This window comes from Thermorhabdus hydrogeniformans (assembly GCF_049310025.1).
Taxonomy (GTDB): Bacteria; Bacillota; Thermosediminibacteria; order Thermosediminibacterales; family Tepidanaerobacteraceae; genus JBJYKD01.
Genome location: NZ_JBJYKD010000001.1, coordinates 55057 through 72742, shown reverse-complemented (window position 1 = coordinate 72742; position 17686 = coordinate 55057). Strand labels below are relative to the sequence as shown.

Genomic DNA, 17686 nt, shown 5'->3' with positions numbered 1-17686 from the left:
GGCATTTAAATTGATCGTCGGGCTGGATATGGGGGGAACCCATACCGATGCGGTAATCATTGACAGGGGAGAGATAGTAAACACCGCTAAAAATCCTACCGACCGCTCCAATTTGGTGGATACTATCAGTGACACCCTGGATGATCTTCTTCACTCAATAAATCCCTCTGAAATAGAGCGGATAAACCTGAGTACCACCGTCTCCACCAATGCCATTGTGGAAGAAAAAACTGCGCCTGTGGGTATGATAATAGAAAGCGGTCCGGGCATTGACCCCGGCTTTTTGGCGTGCGGCCAGGAAAATGCTTTTATAGGAGGGTATATTGACCACAGGGGGAGGGAAGTAAAAGGATTCAGTCAGGGTGAAATAGAGGATGCCGTAAGGCGTTTCAAACAAAAGGACATACAGGCCGCCGCGGTAGTTGCCAAATATTCGGTGAGGAATCCTTTGCATGAAATAAAAATATACAAGCTCCTTGAAGACAAATTTTTCCCCGTCACCATGGGGCATACCATTTCCGGAAAATTGAATTTCCCGAGGCGGGTTTTCACCTCATACCTCAATTCCGCCGTTTACCGGTCTTTTTCTCAATTTTCCCGGAGCATAAGGGAGGTCCTCGCAAAGAAAAATATTAAGGCGCCCGTCTATGTTTTAAAAGCAGACGGAGGCACCATGAGCCTGGAAACGGGGGAGCAATTTCCGGTTAACACCATATTGTCGGGGCCCGCAGCCAGTTTGATGGGTTCATGCGCTTTATATCCCGTTTCCGGTGACGCCATTTTGCTGGATGTAGGCGGCACCACTACGGATATTTCCTTTTTAGCCGACGGGGTACCACTGTTCGAGCCTCTGGGGATAAAAATAGGGCGTTATCCGACCCTGGTCAGATCCATCTTCAGCGTCTCCATCGGCCTCGGCGGAGACAGCAGCATCAGCGTCACGCAGGGGGACCTCTCCATAGGGCCCCGGCGGGAGGGCTCTCCCATGGCTTTAGGCGGTCCAAAACCCACTCCCAGCGACGCCATGATAGTGCTGGGGCTTTTAGATTTTGGGAACAGAGAAAGGGCCTTTTCGGCCATGGAGGAAGTGGGACGCGGGCTGGGGCTTGACCCGAAAGCTGCTGCCGAAAAAGTATATGACAGGATGGGGGAAATAATAAAAGAAACCGTAGAATGCCTCATCCGTGAGATAAACAGCAAACCGGTCTATACCGTAAGAGAGCTTTTGTACGGCAAAAAGATGAAGCCCCGATCCATAACCGTGATCGGCGGCCCGGCCAGAGCCCTGATCCCGGTCCTCGAAAAGAAATTCGATATTCCGTGTAATGCCCCCCAAAATTATGAGGTGGCCAATGCGGTGGGGGCTGCTTTAGCAAGGACCACCGCGGAGATAACTCTGCTTGTGGACACTGAGCAGGGAATTGTGTCCGTGCCTGAAATGGGCGTGTATAGAAAGATAGATAGGAGTTTCAATCTGGAGAGGGCCCGGCGGTTAGCATTAGAATTACTGCATGAAAGTGCTAAAAGGCAGGGAGCGGATAGTTTGGAAATAGAACCCGATATAACGGAAGAGCAGAGTTACAACATGGTAAGGGGTTTTTATACGGTGGGCAGAAACATGAGGATAAAAGCCCAGATGAAACCCGGGCTATTATACAAAATACGAGGTGTGGAAAATGCTGAGGGCTAAAAATAGATTGGGGCTGGTATTTTTCCCGGCTTTTGACTGGGCCATAAGCCCAACCCATCCTGAGCGGGAGGAAAGGCTTCTTTATACCCGGGACGAGGTTTTTGAAGAAGGGATTGCCGATATAGAAGGCATTAAATTCTACAACCCCCGTTTGGCTGAAGAAAAAGATGTAGAAAGGGTCCATTTTTGCGTGCCCGATGTAAGGGCAAGGGTTACCGAGTCTCACCTTATTTCCGCCGGCGGCGCCATACAGGCGGCGCGGGCGGTAATGAACAAGGAGGTGGACAAAGCTTTTGCCATTGTAAGGCCTCCGGGGCATCATGCCCAGCGGGTTGTGTATGGAGACCGGGGTTTTTGCATCATTAATATCGAAGCCGTAATGCTGGAGAATATAAGAAAAGATTTTGGCGATCTGAGGGTGGCCGTTGTGGACACCGATTGCCACCACGGAGACGGGACCCAGGATATATACTGGAACGACAAAAATACCCTTTACATATCGTTCCACCAGGACGGCCGCACGCTTTACCCCGGCACGGGTTTTTTGGATGAATTCGGAGGTCCCGGCGCTATCGGCTACAACATAAATATACCCCTGCCGCCGGGCACCGGCGAAGAGGGTTTCCTTTACGTCCTGGACAATTTGGTCCTGCCCATCCTGGAAGAATACAAACCGGACCTTGTCGTAAATTCCGCCGGCCAGGACAACCATTACACTGATCCCATAACAAACATGAATTTTACAGCTCAGGGCTATGCCGAATTAAACCACAGACTTTCCCCTGATATAGCCGTGTTAGAAGGCGGTTATTCCATTGAGGGTGCCCTTCCGTACGTGAACCTGGGCATAATCCTCGCCATGGCGGGGCTGGACTATTCCCATGTAAAAGAGCCGGACTTTGATCCGGAAAAGCTTAAGCAGCCCTTGCGGATAACCGAGTACATAAAAGGGCTATGTGAAATAATTTATGAGCGGTGGAAGAAGAGAGAAGAAATAGCCAGGGAGGCCTTGAAGGGCAAGGATTATGTTTTAAGGCCGAGGCGGGTATACTACGATACCGATGGAATTTTAGAAGAACAAACCCAGAAGTTTAAGGTATGCCCCGATTGCTCCGGCCTGAATACCGTCCATTCCAGGGCGGACCTGGGTTACGAGATTTTCGCCATCACCATCCCCAGGGATGCATGCCCTTCATGCGTGGATGAAGGCTATAAGATCTATAAAGATACCGACCCGGGGAAGTATTATAAAGTGTACCTGCAGGACAGGGTTAACGACCGGTTTTTGTCTAAAATAAAATAAATTCCCAAACATTAATATGGTTTGAGATTGTTTGAGGAAAGCGCAGCGCGATGCTGTACCGATCCATGCCTGCTGAATGGTTGCGATAAATTGTTTGCAAGGGGGTTGCTTATGTATCATATGCTTGTCACCGATATCGACGGGACTCTTTTAGACCGCGAGGGAAAAGTCCCGGAAGACACGAAAAAGATTCTCGCCATCCTGAGGGAAAGAGGTTTTCTGACGACGATTGCCACCGGCAGGATGCTTAAAAGGGCCGAACCCATAGCCTGGGAAATAAAAATAAACGCCCCCCTTATATGTTATAACGGAGCACTCATCATAGATATCTACACCCGTCACCGCATACTCGAAAGGCCGATTCCACCGGATAAGATTGCAGGCCTTTTGCGTGAATTGAAGACCTGGGGATTCGAGGCGGTTATCTACGAAGATGAAGCCTTGAGGGTTGAAAGGCTGGATGAAAGAACCGAATGGTACATCAATGAATGTGAAGGAATAGCATATAATATTACAGGAGACCTGATAAAATATGTGGAACAAAAAAATTTAAGTTCTTACAAGGTTTTTGCCATAGGGGATCTGTCCGGGCAAAGCCCCGTCCCGGATGAATTGATATTAAAGTTGCGAGAGGATTATGACGTGAGCCTGGCTGAAAGTAGCCACATGGAAATAAATATGAAAGGCGTCAATAAAGGTAGCGCCGTCAGGTTTCTGACTGAAGCGCTCAAATTAAGCCGGGATGAGGTTATTGCCATTGGCGACGGCTATAATGACGTGTCCATGCTAAAATACGCCGGCCTGGGAATAGCCATGGGGAACGCTGCGGACCACATAAAACAATGTGCGGATTACGTTACTCTCACCAATTGCGAGAACGGTTTGTTGTGTATTGTAAACGAATTTATAGTGCCCCAGGAAAAAATCAGCATGGAAGACCTGAAAATTCGAAAGGAGTGACCCAATGATCTGGAATATTATCTGGCTTATTTTCCTGATATATTCCTTCATTCCCCTGATAAAACACAGGCAAATAGAAATTGCGCGGTTAAAGCTCATCAGAGATATAGAAAGAAAGCGCAACTCCCGTGTCATCACCCTTATTCACCGGCAGGAATCGCTGAGTTTGCTGGGTCTTCCCATCAGCAGGTATATAAACATAGAGGATTCCGAGCAAATACTGAGGGCCATCAGGCTGACCCCCGACGACATGCCGATAGACATAATCCTTCATACGCCCGGCGGCCTGGTCCTGGCTGCGGAGCAGATAGCTCATGCCATAATGAAACATCCTTCAAAAGTAACGGTTTTTGTCCCCCATTATGCCATGTCCGGGGGCACTATGATCGCTCTGGCGGCCGATGAAATAGTAATGGATGAAAATGCGGTTTTGGGTCCCGTCGATCCCCAGCTGGGAAATTACCCTGCGGCGTCCATTTTGAGGGTTCTTGCCCAGAAGCCGGTGGAGAGGATCGACGATGAAACCCTGATCCTGGCGGATGTGGCTGAAAAGGCCATGAACCAGGTGAGGGAAAATGTTTACACCATTTTAAGTCAGAATTATGAAGAGGAGAAAGCCAGGGAGCTTGCCAGGATTTTCACCGAAGGCCGGTGGACCCATGATTATCCCATTTCTGCTGAAGAACTGAAAAACATGGGCCTTACCGTTTCCACAGATTTGCCCAAAGAGATATACACCCTGATGGAACTGTACCCTCAGACCGCCCAAATGCGCCCGTCTGTGCATTATGTGCCGATACCCTATGAAAGAAAAAGCAGTGAGAAAAAATAAGGGAAAATATGGTTGAAGAAAAGGCAGGGGAAGTGGCAAGAATATTAAGAGAAACCCGGGTCAAAAAACAGGAGGTGATTTTTTGAACGGTATTCAAGACATCCCCACTGCCTTTTCCGATCAAAATAAAAACCTGGAGAATTTTTTCAAACAGAGCCAGGCCAACTTTTCCAATATCGCAAATATCGTTAAAAATATCCAGAATGACCTTCAAACCTTTAAAAATGACATGGACAGCACCCTGAAGCAGCTGGAAATGGATATGGAACAAAATCAGAGCATTCTGGAAAGATGGGTGGCGGGAGCCAACACAAAGTTAAAAACCGAGCGAATTTCACAAAAGCGCATTGCTCTTTTGGAGAGCATGAAAAAGTTAAATGACAGCATTAACCAATTTTCCCAGGAACTTTCAAAATATATCGACCATTTTAATACGTCTTCACAGCAATTCACTTTAAATTATAAAAACCTGGAGAATCAGCTGAAATCCGGTACGGCCGAAAGCGGGGCTGCTTCTCAACAATTTGCCGTTTCGACGGCAAACAGCGCCATTGCAAATATACAACAGGCCCTGGACCAGGCGATCAAAGCTCTAAACGCCGCCCAGCAGGGATTAAATCAGCGGCGGGTCTTCAGCGAAATAAACAAATCCTTAGATAAGCTGATACATTGATGAAAAAATTTCATCTATTAAAGACATCTCCTCAGGGAATATTAATATAGGGAAATTAATTTTCTTTTGAGGAGGTGGAACATTGGCCCGCAGGAAAGATTTAAACGAGTATTTGCTTGAGAAAAAAATTGATGCAGAAGTTTCCGATGAATTAAATCATAGACTCGGAAGCACAGGGACTTACTATGCCAGCCAGGTAACCGCCGGCCGGCCGACCCAAGGAGGTATGCAACAGCAAATGGCAAACCAGACTGCGTTTCAATCCCCACAGCAGTTCCAGCAATTGCTAAACCAGCTGAAGACCCAGGCTCAGACCCAGCAACAGCAGACGGATAGCCAGGTAAGCCAGGCCATCCAGCAGGCCATTAACGCCCTGGTGCAGGCCCAGCAAAGCATCCAGGCCAACCAGGTCTTCTACCAGATGAACCAGCTGCTGGACCAATCAACAAAACAGCTGCAGCAACTGAATCAGCAGATTTCCGGGCCGCAGCAAATGCAGCAGATACTTCAGCAGGTTCAGCAGACTCAGCAGCAGGTCCAGAACACCCAGCAGCAGGTCCAGAACACTCAAAAGCAGGCCGAGCAGCAGGCTCAACAGGCCGAAGAGCAGGCCCAGATGGCTCAAAAGGCGCAGCAGACTACCGCTCAACTGCTCCAGTAGCAAGAACAGGGGCTTCAATGAGAGGTTTGTCGAAAGACATCCCTCTCTTTTTATTTTTTAACAACAGTAACTGGTTTAAAAGTCCTGTCATAATATAATATATATAATATAGCAAAAACAGAATATTACCGCCGCAGACTTTTTTACACTTTGGTGAAAATGTTTGTATATATAAAAATAGATAAACCTCCGGCGAAAAACTTTTTCTTGACTTATTTAGTCCAGGGTTTAAAATAGAATTGACAAAATTTTTCATGCCCTTTTGCAACAAAAAGGGCTTTTATTATGAAGGGAGGCGGTAAGATGGACTCCGACCCTGGCCAAAGTCGCTTCACAGGAAAAATCAAAAAAAAATTTTGGAGCGGTTCACCTTACCGCCTTCTTGCGGTAAGATGGCCCTCCTGAAGGAGGGGGAAAATGCTGCCGAAAAAGGACATTTTATTGCTGAAGCACCTTATTGTCAACGAAAAAGCCGATGAGATCAGGAATATACTGGCAAAACTGCACCCGGCGGATATAGCCGGAATCCTGGCGGAAATAAAAAACGGCAATAAGAAACTGTTTTTTCGATTGATGGATACTTCCAAGGCGGCCGAAGTTCTGGAGGAATTCGAGCCTTCGGAGAGGCTCACCCTTATGGAAGAAATGACAGAAGCGGAAACCATAAAAATCCTGGAAAATATGTCGGTAGACGAGATTATAGACCTTTTCCAGGAAATGCCCAATTCCCGGGTAGAAAGACTTTTGTCAAAGCTTCCTGGGGCTTATTATGATGAGATAAAATCCCTGCTAAAGCTGGCTGAAGATACCGCTGGCGGTCTGATGACCACCGATTATGTTTACCTTTTTTCGGATATTACAGTAAATGAAGCCATCGAAGTGGTTAGGAAGTTCGGGCAGGAAGCCGAAACAATTTACTACCTTTACGTGGTGGATGATAAAAAACACCTGGTGGGGGTTCTTTCTTTAAGAGAACTCATCAGTGCCCCGAGGGAGAAAAAAATTCATGAGATTATGCACAAAAAAGTGGTTTCTGTGGATGTAGGCTGTGACCAGGAAGAAGTGGCACGAATAATATCAAAGTATTCCCTTCTGGCGGTGCCGGTGGTAGACAGGGAAAATCGGCTGCTGGGGATTGTCACCGTTGACGACGCCCTGGAAGTCATGGAGAAAGAGAACACTGAAGATATCCATAAGATGGCGGGAATTTCACCCCAGGAGGATGTGGGTTTGACTTCCACCGTTTGGGGAGCGTCCAAAAGAAGAATTTTCTGGCTGGTGGTATGCCTTCTCGGCGACTTGCTTTCCGGCTTTGTCATAGACGGTTATTCCAGCATACTGCAGTCGGTGGTGGCGGTGGCGTTTTTCATACCGGTACTGATGGCTACCGGGGGTAATGTGGGGACCCAATCGCTGGCCCTGGCCGTTAGAGGGCTCGCCACAGGGGAATTGAACAGGAAAAACATTTTAAAGTTTATGGGCGGCGAGACCCTGGCCGGGTTAATAGTCGGAGTAATCTGCGGTTCAATCCTGGCGACGGCGGCCTTCGTATGGCAAAAAAATCTGTTGTTGGGTTTGGCGGTTGGTACCTCCATGGGCATTGCGCTGATGTTTTCCGCCTTTACCGGAATATTTATACCGTTGCTATTTAATATTTTTAAAATAGATCCGGCTGTGGCTTCCGGACCATTTATCACTACGGTGGTGGATGTATGCACTCTCATAATATACTTCACTTTTTCCATGCTTTTCTTAAGCAGCCCGGCATTTAACGGTGCATCATATGTCATGGGGCTTTAGGAGGTGCCGGTGATGAAGGAAAAAACACTTGACGCAGACAAATTGCGCCAACTGCTTCAGAAAAAGGACATCCAACTTCAAGTTCTATTGAAAGAGCACCATCCCGTGGACATAGCGGAGGTTTATGAGGAGCTTCAACCCGCAGAAAGCCTTGAGCTTTTCATGCTGCTGGACTTCGAAACGGCCCTGCAGGTGCTGGAGAAGATAAAGCCGTCCAAAAAATACTTTACGTTAATCAGTATCGACCGCGGGTACGCCGCTCGACTTTTAGAACAGATGCCGCCGGACGACCTGGCGGATTTTTTGGGAGAGCTGGAAGAAGATGAGAAGAACAGGATACTTTCTCTGATTGAAAAGCGGGAGCAGAAAGATTTGAGAAAACTGCTCTCTTATGATAAGAATACCGCCGGCGGTCTTATGACCACCGAATACATCGCCTTTTCCAAAGATTTGACAGCCCGGGCGGCGTTGAACAGGTTAGGGGAGCTGGCGCCCGATGCCGAAACCATTTACTACGTGTATGCGGTGGATTCAGAAAACCGGCTGGTGGGAGTTGTCTCTTTGAGAGACCTGATCCTGGCCGGGGAGGATACACCTATTGAGGAATTCATGTGGACGGATGTAAAAAAGGTGAGGGCTTCCCAGGACCAGGAAGAGGTAGCAAGGCTAATACAAAAATACGGATTTTTGGCATTGCCGGTTGTGGACGATAATGACGTCCTGCTCGGCATTGTAACAGTGGATGATGTCATGGCGGTGGTGGAAGAAGAGGCTACCGAAGATATTTTGAAGCTGGCAGGTTCCGATGAAAAACTGGACCCAGAGAAAAGTTCGTCATGGCTCAGGGCTAAAAGGCGCCTTCCCTGGATTCTGGTTGCGGTGCTGGGGGAAATTATTTCGGGTGCGGTAATAAACAAATTTTCAAATGCTTTACAGACTCTCGTGGCTCTTTCATTTTTTATCCCCGTGCTGATGGATATGGGGGGGAATGTGGGCACACAATCGGCGGCCATTGTTGTAAGGGGGCTGGCCACCGGAGAAATCAACTCCGCTTCATTGAGCAGGAACGTGCTGAGAGAGGCGGCAGTGGGTATTATTCTTGGGACTTTAAACGGTGTGCTGATAGCCCTTATTGCATATGTGTGGCAGGGAGAGGCGCTGCTGGGGCTGGTGGTAGGGATGGCTATGGCTTTCAACCTGATTTTTGCCGCAGTGCTGGGGACTTTCATGCCCCTTTTGTGGCATAAAATGGGCCATGATCCCGCTGTGGCTTCAGGCCCCCTGGTAACGACCGTTCTGGACATTACCGGCCTTTTTATCTATTTCAGTGCGGCCGCGTGGATTATAAAAATTTAATTTCATATTACCTGCAGCATTAGAAACTTTAAATACCTGGTTTCGTCCGATGAAGTCAGGATGGGGTGATCTTTGGCCTGGGTACGGCTTTGCACAAGCCTTAGCCTTACCCCCGCGTCAAAAGCGGCCGATTCCACAATGTCCCAAAATAATGTTTCGCTGACGTGGTGGGAGCAGGAGGATGTTATGAGAAAGCCCCCGGGCCGCAGCAACTTCATTCCCCGCAGGTTTATTTCTTTATATCCCCTGACCGCGTTTTGCAGGGCATGTTTATTTTTGGCGAAGGCCGGGGGATCAAGAATCACCACATCGAATTTTTGTCTTTTGTCATAGAGGCGCCTCAACACGTCAAAGGCATTGCCCTCTTCAAAACCGCATATGTGAGACAGATTGTTAAGTTCGGCGTTCTTTCTGGCGAGTTCCACAGCCTCTTTTGAGGCGTCATAGGCCGTAACCGACCTTGCGCCGAAAAAAGCGGCGCAAAGGGCAAAAGAACCGGTGTAACAAAAGCATTCCAGGACATCGGCATCCCTTACCAGAGGGGCGATGGCCCGGCGGTTTTCCTTTTGATCCAGAAAATAGCCCGTTTTCTGCCCGTTTTCCACGTCCACGTAAAACTTGAGGCCGTTTTCTTCGATTACGGTAACCGGCTCAAAATCGCCGTAAAGTGGGCCCTTTTGCTGGGGCAATCCTTCCAGCTCTCTCACGGGTACATCATTTCTTTCGTAAATCCCCGCTGGATTGAAAACTTCCTTCAGCACTTCCACTATGACGGGTTTGAAACGGTCCATGCCCAGAGCCAGGGTCTGGACGACCAGGATATCTTCAAATTTGTCCACGATAAGGGCCGGGAGAAAATCGGCCTCGCCGTACACGACTCTGAAACTACCGGAAAACCCGAGAGTTTGGCGATATTTCAGGGCATCCATAATCCTTTTTTTAAAAAATTCCTCGTCGATGGGTTCGTCCTTATCATATGTTAAAATCCTTACAGTTATTTGAGACCTGGGATTGATATATCCCCTTCCAAGAAATCTTCCTTTAAAGTTGACCACATCCACCATGTCGCCGGGGGAGAAATGTCCTTCTATCCTGTCGATTTCGGTTTTGAAAACCCACGGGTGCCCGCGTTCAATCCGATTGGAACGGTGTTTTGTAAGAATGACTTTTGCCATATCGCTCCTCCTGTGTTTGCTTTATTTTTCCACTATAATATTACCATAAAAAAATATTTTTATGGATTATTTATAGACAATCTTTCTGCCAGCGGAAGGCATAAAATCGGGTAAAAGGAGGATAATAACATCAGGGATTTTTTTTTACGGAGGTGACAGGCCGCATGAGCTTTTTAATTGCGGTGGACGATTCCCTTCACAACATCAGGGATGTCCTGCAAAAAGAAGGTTATCAGACGGTGGAGTTGTCGACGGCGGATTTTAGGGATGTGGACGCCTTTGTGATCGACCGGAGCAACAAGGACCTGGTTAAAAGGAAAAATACCATTGCCGATGAGAGAGTCATCGCCGCTAGCGACAGCGATACCAGGATGGTTTTAGATATACTCAGGGAAAATCTAAAATATTATGAAAAAGAGTTAAACGAACCATAGATAATTATTTAACAATAAATTAATATTTTCATAACATATACTTAATAAAGCCGTGCTAATATATAACCATCCACTGAATTTCAACCGCTTTCTACCTCCTTAATTAAATAAATACAAATAGAGCAAGCCTGAAGGCTTGCGATTTTTTTTGAAAGGCAGTCAATTGATTATGTTGTAAAATAACTTTCTGCCGGGTCTTATTTTAATTATGAGACGGTTCGATTAAATCAAGATCCACAGCCTTTGCTATTATATTCTGTATATCTGTCATGAGCACGGCAAAGCGCGCTTCAGCTTCCAGGTATTTCTTAATCAGAGAGTTGTAGATCACTATGTTATACAGATTTTCCAGGCTTTTAAGGGTTTCTTCGTCAACCGGTTTACCCGAAAGTTTCAGGGCTTCAACTTGCAACTGCCGGGTTTTCAAATCCCTGAGCATATCCCTTGCCTGCGGGTCCCGGTTTAATTCTTCAACGGCTTTTTTAAATTCCAGGTATTCTGGAGCCTCACTTAAGGCTCGAGCCAGTTGATGGGCAAGGTCGTATACGTTCATAATCGGACCTCCTCGAGATTGTTCACAAAGTCCAAAAGATTTTCCAGTGTGCCGGTGTAATCAGCTTTAAAATCAATATTATTCCTGTTTAACATGTGATCGGTCACAAGATAAGTTTTAATCCCCATCTTTCCCGCCACCATGTCTTCTTCCGCATCGTTGCCTATCATCAGGCACTCACCGGGGTCTTTTCCGATTTTTTCAAGAATCTCGGCGTAGTATTCTATTTGGGGTTTTGCAAAGTGCATGTTCTCGTAAGTGGTAATCAGCTTATAGGGGAACTCCAGGGCGTCGATCCACCGGAGCCTTTCAAGTATGGCGCTCTCGGGAAAGATTGGATTTGTTGCTATAACCAATTCATACCCCTTTTCATGGGCCGCTTTTAGAATGCGATTCGGAATCGGATTTTTGGGTACCAGGCGGGCCAGCCGTGGAAAATCTCGTTCGTAGAATTCATCGAAAATCGGCGCCAGTTCTTCTTTTTTATGAGAAATTTTCAGGCAAAATTCTTCCCAGAAAACATCCTTATTTGTCCTGAGCGGATCCAGGTTGTTTATCATTGCGTATGTAGATTCCATGAGTTTTTTGATGAATTCTCTCGCTTCCATCCATTTTTCCAGTTTTGAAGAAAGAAGCTCTAGGTAGCTGCTTATGAATTCATCGGTATCTACTGGCAGTAGAGTTCCGTCGAGATCGAATAATAAAGCTTTGACCATGCAAGATACCTCCCGGTGAAACATCAAAATTTTAAGGTCGTTGTTTACTTCTCCTGATCCTCCCGGAATTTGCTAATCATATTTATTCTACGAGCTTTTGCCAATTCCTTCTTGCAAGAAAAGGAAGGCAATAAATAGATTTTGTCCATAATATATATTATACTATTAAAGAGGAGGATATAGTATGAAGCTGTGGGCGGATTTTCACACCCATACCAGGTACAGCCACGGAACCGGCACCATAAAAGAAAACGTGGAAGCTGCTTTGAAAAAAGGCCTTTCGGCTGTTGGCATTTCCGAGCACGGGCCGGCCAACATAGGCATCGGCACAAGGCTGGAGGATTTTGCCAGGATGCGGGAAGAAATCGAAAAAATCAAGAGCGAATATACGGATATAAAAATACTTCTCGGCTGCGAGGCCAATGTCATAAGCCAGGACGGGGAACTGGACATACCGGAAAAAATTTTAAACGAGCTGGATTACGTTATGGCCGGATTGCATCCTCTGGTATGGCCTTCAAGCCTGCGGGACGGGTACGGCCTGCTTATTGAAAACATGATGGCGAGACATTCAGAAATAATTAAAGGAAAAGTGCTGGAGCGGAACACCACCGCTCTCATCAAAGCCATACAGAGTTACAAAATTGACGTGATAACCCATCCGGGTCTCCATCTGGCCGTAGATACGGCCCGCCTTGCCGGGGCCGCGGCGAAATTTGGGACAGCCCTGGAGATAAATGCCGGTCACGGGTTTATGACCGAAGAGTACGTGCGGACTGCCAGAGCTTACGGAGTTAAATTTGCCATAGGAAGCGACGCCCACCAGCCCCGAGATGTGGGAAATCTAACGAGAGGGATTGAAATAGCCCGACGGGCGGGCCTTACTGAAAAAGATATCATCAATGCCACACCGGTGGCCGGATTTGCCAGGCCGTACGGCGAGCCGACTAAAAGCACATGAAAAAGTGTGAAGGGAGGGGGTGAAAAGCATTGGAGGATCTGAAATTCATTATAATCACCGGGCTTTCCGGTGCCGGGCGCACTTTGGCGCTCAGGGTTTTTGAAGACCACGGCTACTTTTGTGTCGACAACCTCCCGCCGGCGCTGATTCCCACTTTTGCGGAACTGTGCCGCCAGAGCAGGAAGAGAATAAATAAGATAGCCCTTGTCATAGATATTAGAGGGGGCGGTTTTTTCGATACCCTGTTTGAGAGCCTCAAGACGATGCGGGACTCCGGCTATCCTTATGAAATTTTATTTCTGGAAGCCTCCGATGAGACTTTGATAAAACGGTTTAAAGAGAGCCGGCGTCGCCATCCCCTTGCCCCCGAAGGCAGAATAATTGAAGGCATTTTTTCCGAGAGAAAAAAGATGGCGAAGTTGAAAGATGTGGCAGATTATATAATAGATACTTCCTGCAAGACCCCCGCGCAGCTCAAGGAGGAAATAGTCCGGCGCTTTATCCAAACCGAAAAAGAGGAGCCGCTGTTGATTAATGTGGTTTCCTTCGGTTTTAAACAGGGCATTCCGCTGGATGCGGACCTGGTGTTCGACGTGAGGTTTCTCCCGAACCCCTATTACGTGGACGAACTGAGGCAGCTTTCAGGACAAGACCCCGAGGTAAAAAACTATGTTATGAAATGGCCCGAAAGCCGGCAATTTCTTGAAAAATTATGTGACATGGTAGAGTTTCTGATTCCTTATTATATCAGGGAAGGAAAATCCCAGCTGATCATAGCTATAGGCTGCACCGGCGGGAGGCACAGATCTATTGCTATTGCCGGCGAATTGGCGGCTCATTTAAAAGCGCACAAGCATAAAGTGATAGTAGACCATAGAGACATAGATCAAAGAACGGAGTGAAGAGTGTGGACGCAAACATCGTATGCATAGGCGGAGGTACGGGTCTTCCAAATCTTCTCCGGGGCCTCAAGGAATACACAGGAAATCTAACCGCCATAGTGACCGTGGCCGACGATGGCGGAAGCTCAGGCATTATAAGGGATGAACTAAAGATCCCGCCCCCGGGGGATATCCGTAATTGCCTTCTGGCCCTGGCCGGTACCGAGCCGTTAATGGAAAGACTCTTTCAGCATCGTTTTACGATGGGATCTTTCAGGGGCCACAGCTTCGGCAATCTGTTCCTGGCGGCCATGACGGAAGTGCTTGGAGATTTTGAACTGGCCATAAAAGAATCCAGCAAAGTCCTGGCGGTAAAGGGTCAGGTTCTCCCCTCGACTCTGGCCGATGTTACTCTGGAAGCCGAATATAAAGACGGCAGCAGGGTGTGCGGAGAATCCAGCATCCCAAAAGCAAGGCGCGAAATATCAAAAGTGAGCCTGAGACCGCCCGATGTCAAACCTTTAAAGGAAGCCCTGGAAGCCGTGGAGAAAGCCGACGCCATAATCCTGGGGCCGGGGAGCCTGTACACCAGTATTATTCCAAACCTCTTGATTAAAGACCTGGCGGAGTGCATCGCCGCGTCTCGTGCGAAAAAAATATATGTGGTCAATATAATGACTCAGCCCGGTGAGACAACGGGATATACGGCGCTGGATCATGTCAGGGCGATTATCCAGCACTCGAGCAGAGAAGTGATTGAATATGTGGTGATAAATACCGAAAAGGTGCCCGAAAAACTGCTGGAGAGATATCTGGAAGACGGTGCGACTCCCGTTTTTTGCGACGCTGAAAAAATCGCGGAATTGGGGTATAATGTGGTGGAGGGCGAGATTTTAAATCCTACGGATGTAATACGCCACAGCCCAAAAAAACTGGCCAGGATAATTATGGATATAATTTCAAGGTAAATATTAAAACCCGTTAACATCGGCACTGCCTGAATAGGCGCGCGTTTTTCTTTAAAAATACTTTTGGCGGCAAGAAGGTATTTTAAGATTTATGTAGAATAAAAAATTTAGCTGAAGGCAGGTGGATGGTTTGTCCTTTTCCTATGAAGTGAAAGAGGAGCTTTCGCGAACTACTTCTAATCAATGCTGTCAAAAGGCTGAACTTTCCGCCGTCATACGCATGGCCGGGAATATAAAGATTGCAGGCGGGCAAGGTCAGGCCATCCTCCAGATTCAGACCGAACACGCCTCCACCGCGAGAAGAACTTACAAACTGTTAAAGAAGTTTTTGAAATCCCCGGTGGATATAATGATAAGGAGAAACAGCTTTTTGAAGGACCACAACCTCTATATAATTTCGGTGGATTTGCGGGATTCGAAGGAGTTTTTGAAAGAACTGGGGATATTGAGGGAGGATCAAGAAAAATTTAAATTAAGAGACGGCATAAAACACTCGCTTATAAAAAAAAGATGCTGCATGCGGTCTTACCTGAGAGGCGCCTTTTTGGGAAGCGGGTCTATTAGCGACCCTAAGGGACCTTATCATGTTGAATTTGTGACCCAGGACAAACGCCAGGCTGCCGATCTTTCCAGGCTCATGAACAGTTTTGGCTTAAACTCAAAGGTAATGGAGCGCAAAAACGCCTTTATGGTTTATTTGAAAGACGGAAATCATATAGCGGACCTGCTCGGTATTATGGGGGCGCATAACAGCCTGCTGAAATTTGAGGACATCAGGGTGGTTAAAGAAATGAGGAACAGCGTAAACCGCATTGTAAACTGTGAAACGGCCAATCTGAACAAAACCGTAGACGCCTCCATCCGCCAGATAGAATGCATAAATTTTTTAAAAGAGCGCAGGATTTTTGAGGATTTGCCCGATAATCTAAAGGAGATCGCTGAACTAAGAGTAGAGCACCCGGATTTGAGCCTTAAGGAACTGGGGGAGATGATGGAACCTCCTCTTGGCAAATCCGGTGTAAGCTATAGATTAAAAAAAATAGAAAGTATTGCAGAAAATTTACAATCAATGAAAGGGGAAAAGAACCATGTATGAAAAAATCGTTGTCGTAAAAAACAAAACCGGTCTTCACGCAAGACCCGCAGCGCTTTTTGTCCAGACTGCCAACAAGTTCAAGTCGGACATTTTTATCGAAAAAGAGGGCAAAAAAGTCAATGCCAAGAGCATTATGGGCGTTATGTCTCTGGCGGTGAGTCAGGGAACGCAGATCGCCATTTCAGCCGAAGGCGACGATGAAAAAGAAGCTGTGGAAAAACTCGTAGAACTTATAGAAAGCAAGTTTGGCGAAGAATAATTTTTAAAAGCTACCGTGACGGTAGCTTTTAAATTAGGTATAATTATATTTGGTGAAAAACCATGACAAAGCACGAGCAGATAATAGACTATATAAAAAAGTTAAAAGCGGGGACAAAGATTTCTGTAAGACAACTGGCTCAGGCGCTGGAAGTCAGCGATGGTACCGCCTACAGGGCCATCAAAGACGCACAGCTTGCGGGTCTGGTGTGCCCTTTGCCCAGGGTGGGCACCATCCGCATTGAAAAAAAGGCCGATGAGACCATAGAAAAACTAACCTTTGCCGAAGTAGTAAACATCGTGGACGGTAGCATTCTGGGCGGAAAAGCAGGCCTTCATAAGCCGCTCAACAAGTTTTTGATAGGCGCCATGGAAGTTGATGACATGCAGAAATATATAGAACCTGAGAGCCTGCTCATTGTGGGGAACAGAAAAGACGCTCAGGTGCTGGCCATAAAAAAAGGTGCCGCGGTGCTTGTGACCGGTGGATTCAAGGTTGAAGAGGAAGTAATCAAACTTGCCGACAGCTTTAATATACCGGTTATTTCATCTTCGTACGACACTTTTACAGTGGCGACATTCATAAACCAGGCGCTTTACAGAAGGCTGATAAAAAAAGATGTGATCAGGGTAAGGCACGTCATGGTACGCGACCCGCATTATCTCGACGTGAATTCTACGGTGGGAGACTGGAGGAGGCTCCTCAAGGTAACGCGCCACAGTAAATTCCCGGTGGTGGACGGCGAAAAAAAAGTGGTGGGGATTGCCACCACCAACGACATAGCCGGGTTGAAAGATGATGTTCCCATAAAGGAGGCCATGAGCAAAAACCCCATTGTCGTGAACCAGGATACTCCGGTGGCGCATGCAGCTCACCTCATGGTGTGGGAAGGCATTGAACTGATCCCGGTGGTGGAAGACAAAAAGTTGGTAGGTATTGTAACCCGAAAGGAGGCCATAAAGGCCCTGCAAAATTTGAGTTTTCAGCCTCAGATCGGAGAAACCGTAGACGGACTTGTAATGAGCAGGTTTTCGGTGTCGAAGACGGAAAACGGAGTCAGCCTCAGAGGGAAAACCAGTCCCATCATGTTAAACCCTTACGGTGTCGCAAGCTGCGGGGCTTTGATGACGGTAATGGCCAATGCCGGATTTGAAGCCTTCAGAAGCAAGAAGCGCCTTGATACGGTGCCCGACAGTTTTACTGTATATTTTTCCAGACCCATTCAACTGGAAGAAGAGATTGAAATTCAGGCGGAAATAATAGACATAGGCAGAAAATCGGGCAAGGCGGAGATCAACCTGCTGCATGAAGGGAAACTGGTGGCAAAATCCCTTATCTCGGTGAGGGTTATAGACAGGTAGGTGAATT

18 protein-coding genes are annotated in these 17686 nt (G+C 47.1%); 15 read left to right on the top strand and 3 right to left on the bottom strand.

Annotated features, from left to right (window positions below):
• Positions 1-10: 10 nt before the first annotated feature.
• The 8 genes from ACKX14_RS00320 (at position 11) to mgtE (ACKX14_RS00285) (ending at position 9275) form a co-directional block, all read left to right on the top strand.
• On the top strand, positions 11-1690 hold the full coding sequence (locus ACKX14_RS00320; RefSeq protein WP_422443596.1) for a hydantoinase/oxoprolinase family protein: 1680 nt from the start codon (positions 11-13) through the stop codon (positions 1688-1690).
• On the top strand, positions 1677-2993 hold the full coding sequence (locus ACKX14_RS00315; RefSeq protein ID WP_422443595.1) for a histone deacetylase family protein: 1317 nt from the start codon (positions 1677-1679) through the stop codon (positions 2991-2993). Before ACKX14_RS00320 ends, ACKX14_RS00315 begins: the two co-directional genes overlap by 14 nt.
• A 111-nt stretch (positions 2994-3104) precedes the next feature.
• A complete protein-coding gene (locus tag ACKX14_RS00310; protein WP_422443594.1) occupies positions 3105-3953 on the top strand; it encodes a Cof-type HAD-IIB family hydrolase in 849 nt (282 codons plus the stop codon).
• A 4-nt stretch (positions 3954-3957) separates the two neighbouring features.
• Positions 3958-4785 (top strand): SDH family Clp fold serine proteinase, encoded by an 828-nt coding sequence (locus ACKX14_RS00305; protein WP_422443593.1) that lies wholly within the window; start codon positions 3958-3960, stop codon positions 4783-4785.
• Between the two features lie 82 nt (positions 4786-4867).
• A complete protein-coding gene (locus ACKX14_RS00300) occupies positions 4868-5458 on the top strand; it encodes a hypothetical protein (RefSeq protein WP_422443592.1) in 591 nt (196 codons plus the stop codon).
• Between the two features lie 82 nt (positions 5459-5540).
• Positions 5541-6119: a hypothetical protein gene (locus tag ACKX14_RS00295; RefSeq protein ID WP_422443591.1), complete on the top strand. Its 579-nt coding sequence runs from the start codon at positions 5541-5543 to the stop codon at positions 6117-6119.
• 417 nt (positions 6120-6536) lie between these two features.
• A complete protein-coding gene (mgtE, locus tag ACKX14_RS00290; protein WP_422443590.1) occupies positions 6537-7919 on the top strand; it encodes a magnesium transporter in 1383 nt (460 codons plus the stop codon).
• Between the two features lie 12 nt (positions 7920-7931).
• Positions 7932-9275: a magnesium transporter gene (gene mgtE, locus ACKX14_RS00285; protein WP_422443589.1), complete on the top strand. Its 1344-nt coding sequence runs from the start codon at positions 7932-7934 to the stop codon at positions 9273-9275.
• 2 nt (positions 9276-9277) lie between these two features.
• Here mgtE (ACKX14_RS00285) and ACKX14_RS00280 read toward each other — a convergent pair whose 3' ends face one another.
• The gene (locus ACKX14_RS00280; RefSeq protein ID WP_422443588.1) at positions 9278-10450 is read right to left on the bottom strand and encodes a class I SAM-dependent rRNA methyltransferase; all 1173 of its coding nucleotides are present in this window, start codon (positions 10448-10450) and stop codon (positions 9278-9280) included.
• Between the two features lie 164 nt (positions 10451-10614).
• Between ACKX14_RS00280 and ACKX14_RS00275 the strand changes: the two genes are divergently transcribed.
• Entirely contained in the window at positions 10615-10884 is a 270-nt protein-coding gene (locus ACKX14_RS00275) for a YkuS family protein (RefSeq protein ID WP_422443587.1), read from the top strand.
• A 202-nt stretch (positions 10885-11086) separates the two neighbouring features.
• Here the strand turns inward: ACKX14_RS00275 and ACKX14_RS00270 are convergent, their stop codons facing one another.
• Both ACKX14_RS00270 and ACKX14_RS00265 read right to left on the bottom strand, forming a co-directional pair.
• Positions 11087-11437, bottom strand: a complete 351-nt coding sequence (locus ACKX14_RS00270; protein ID WP_422443586.1) for a YlbF/YmcA family competence regulator — start codon at positions 11435-11437, stop codon at positions 11087-11089.
• A complete protein-coding gene (locus tag ACKX14_RS00265) occupies positions 11434-12153 on the bottom strand; it encodes an HAD family hydrolase (protein WP_422443585.1) in 720 nt (239 codons plus the stop codon). Before ACKX14_RS00265 ends, ACKX14_RS00270 begins: the two co-directional genes overlap by 4 nt.
• Before the next feature lie 184 nt (positions 12154-12337).
• On the opposite strand from ACKX14_RS00265, the gene ACKX14_RS00260 reads away from it, so the two are divergent.
• The 6 genes from ACKX14_RS00260 to ACKX14_RS00235 all read left to right on the top strand — a co-directional run bounded on the left by ACKX14_RS00260 (position 12338) and on the right by ACKX14_RS00235 (position 17679).
• Positions 12338-13114, top strand: coding sequence for a PHP domain-containing protein (locus ACKX14_RS00260; protein ID WP_422443584.1), 777 nt, complete (start codon positions 12338-12340; stop codon positions 13112-13114).
• A gap of 38 nt (positions 13115-13152) precedes the next feature.
• Positions 13153-14016, top strand: a complete 864-nt coding sequence (rapZ, locus tag ACKX14_RS00255; protein ID WP_422443720.1) for an RNase adapter RapZ — start codon at positions 13153-13155, stop codon at positions 14014-14016.
• Positions 14017-14021: 5 nt separating this feature from the next.
• On the top strand, positions 14022-14963 hold the full coding sequence (locus ACKX14_RS00250; protein WP_422443583.1) for a gluconeogenesis factor YvcK family protein: 942 nt from the start codon (positions 14022-14024) through the stop codon (positions 14961-14963).
• 121 nt (positions 14964-15084) lie between these two features.
• Positions 15085-16059: a DNA-binding protein WhiA gene (whiA, locus tag ACKX14_RS00245; protein WP_422443582.1), complete on the top strand. Its 975-nt coding sequence runs from the start codon at positions 15085-15087 to the stop codon at positions 16057-16059.
• The gene (locus tag ACKX14_RS00240) at positions 16052-16318 is read left to right on the top strand and encodes an HPr family phosphocarrier protein (protein ID WP_422443581.1); all 267 of its coding nucleotides are present in this window, start codon (positions 16052-16054) and stop codon (positions 16316-16318) included. The genes whiA and ACKX14_RS00240 overlap by 8 nt, the downstream gene beginning before the upstream one ends.
• 62 nt (positions 16319-16380) lie before the next feature.
• Positions 16381-17679 (top strand): DRTGG domain-containing protein, encoded by a 1299-nt coding sequence (locus ACKX14_RS00235; RefSeq protein ID WP_422443580.1) that lies wholly within the window; start codon positions 16381-16383, stop codon positions 17677-17679.
• Positions 17680-17686: the final 7 nt, after the last annotated feature.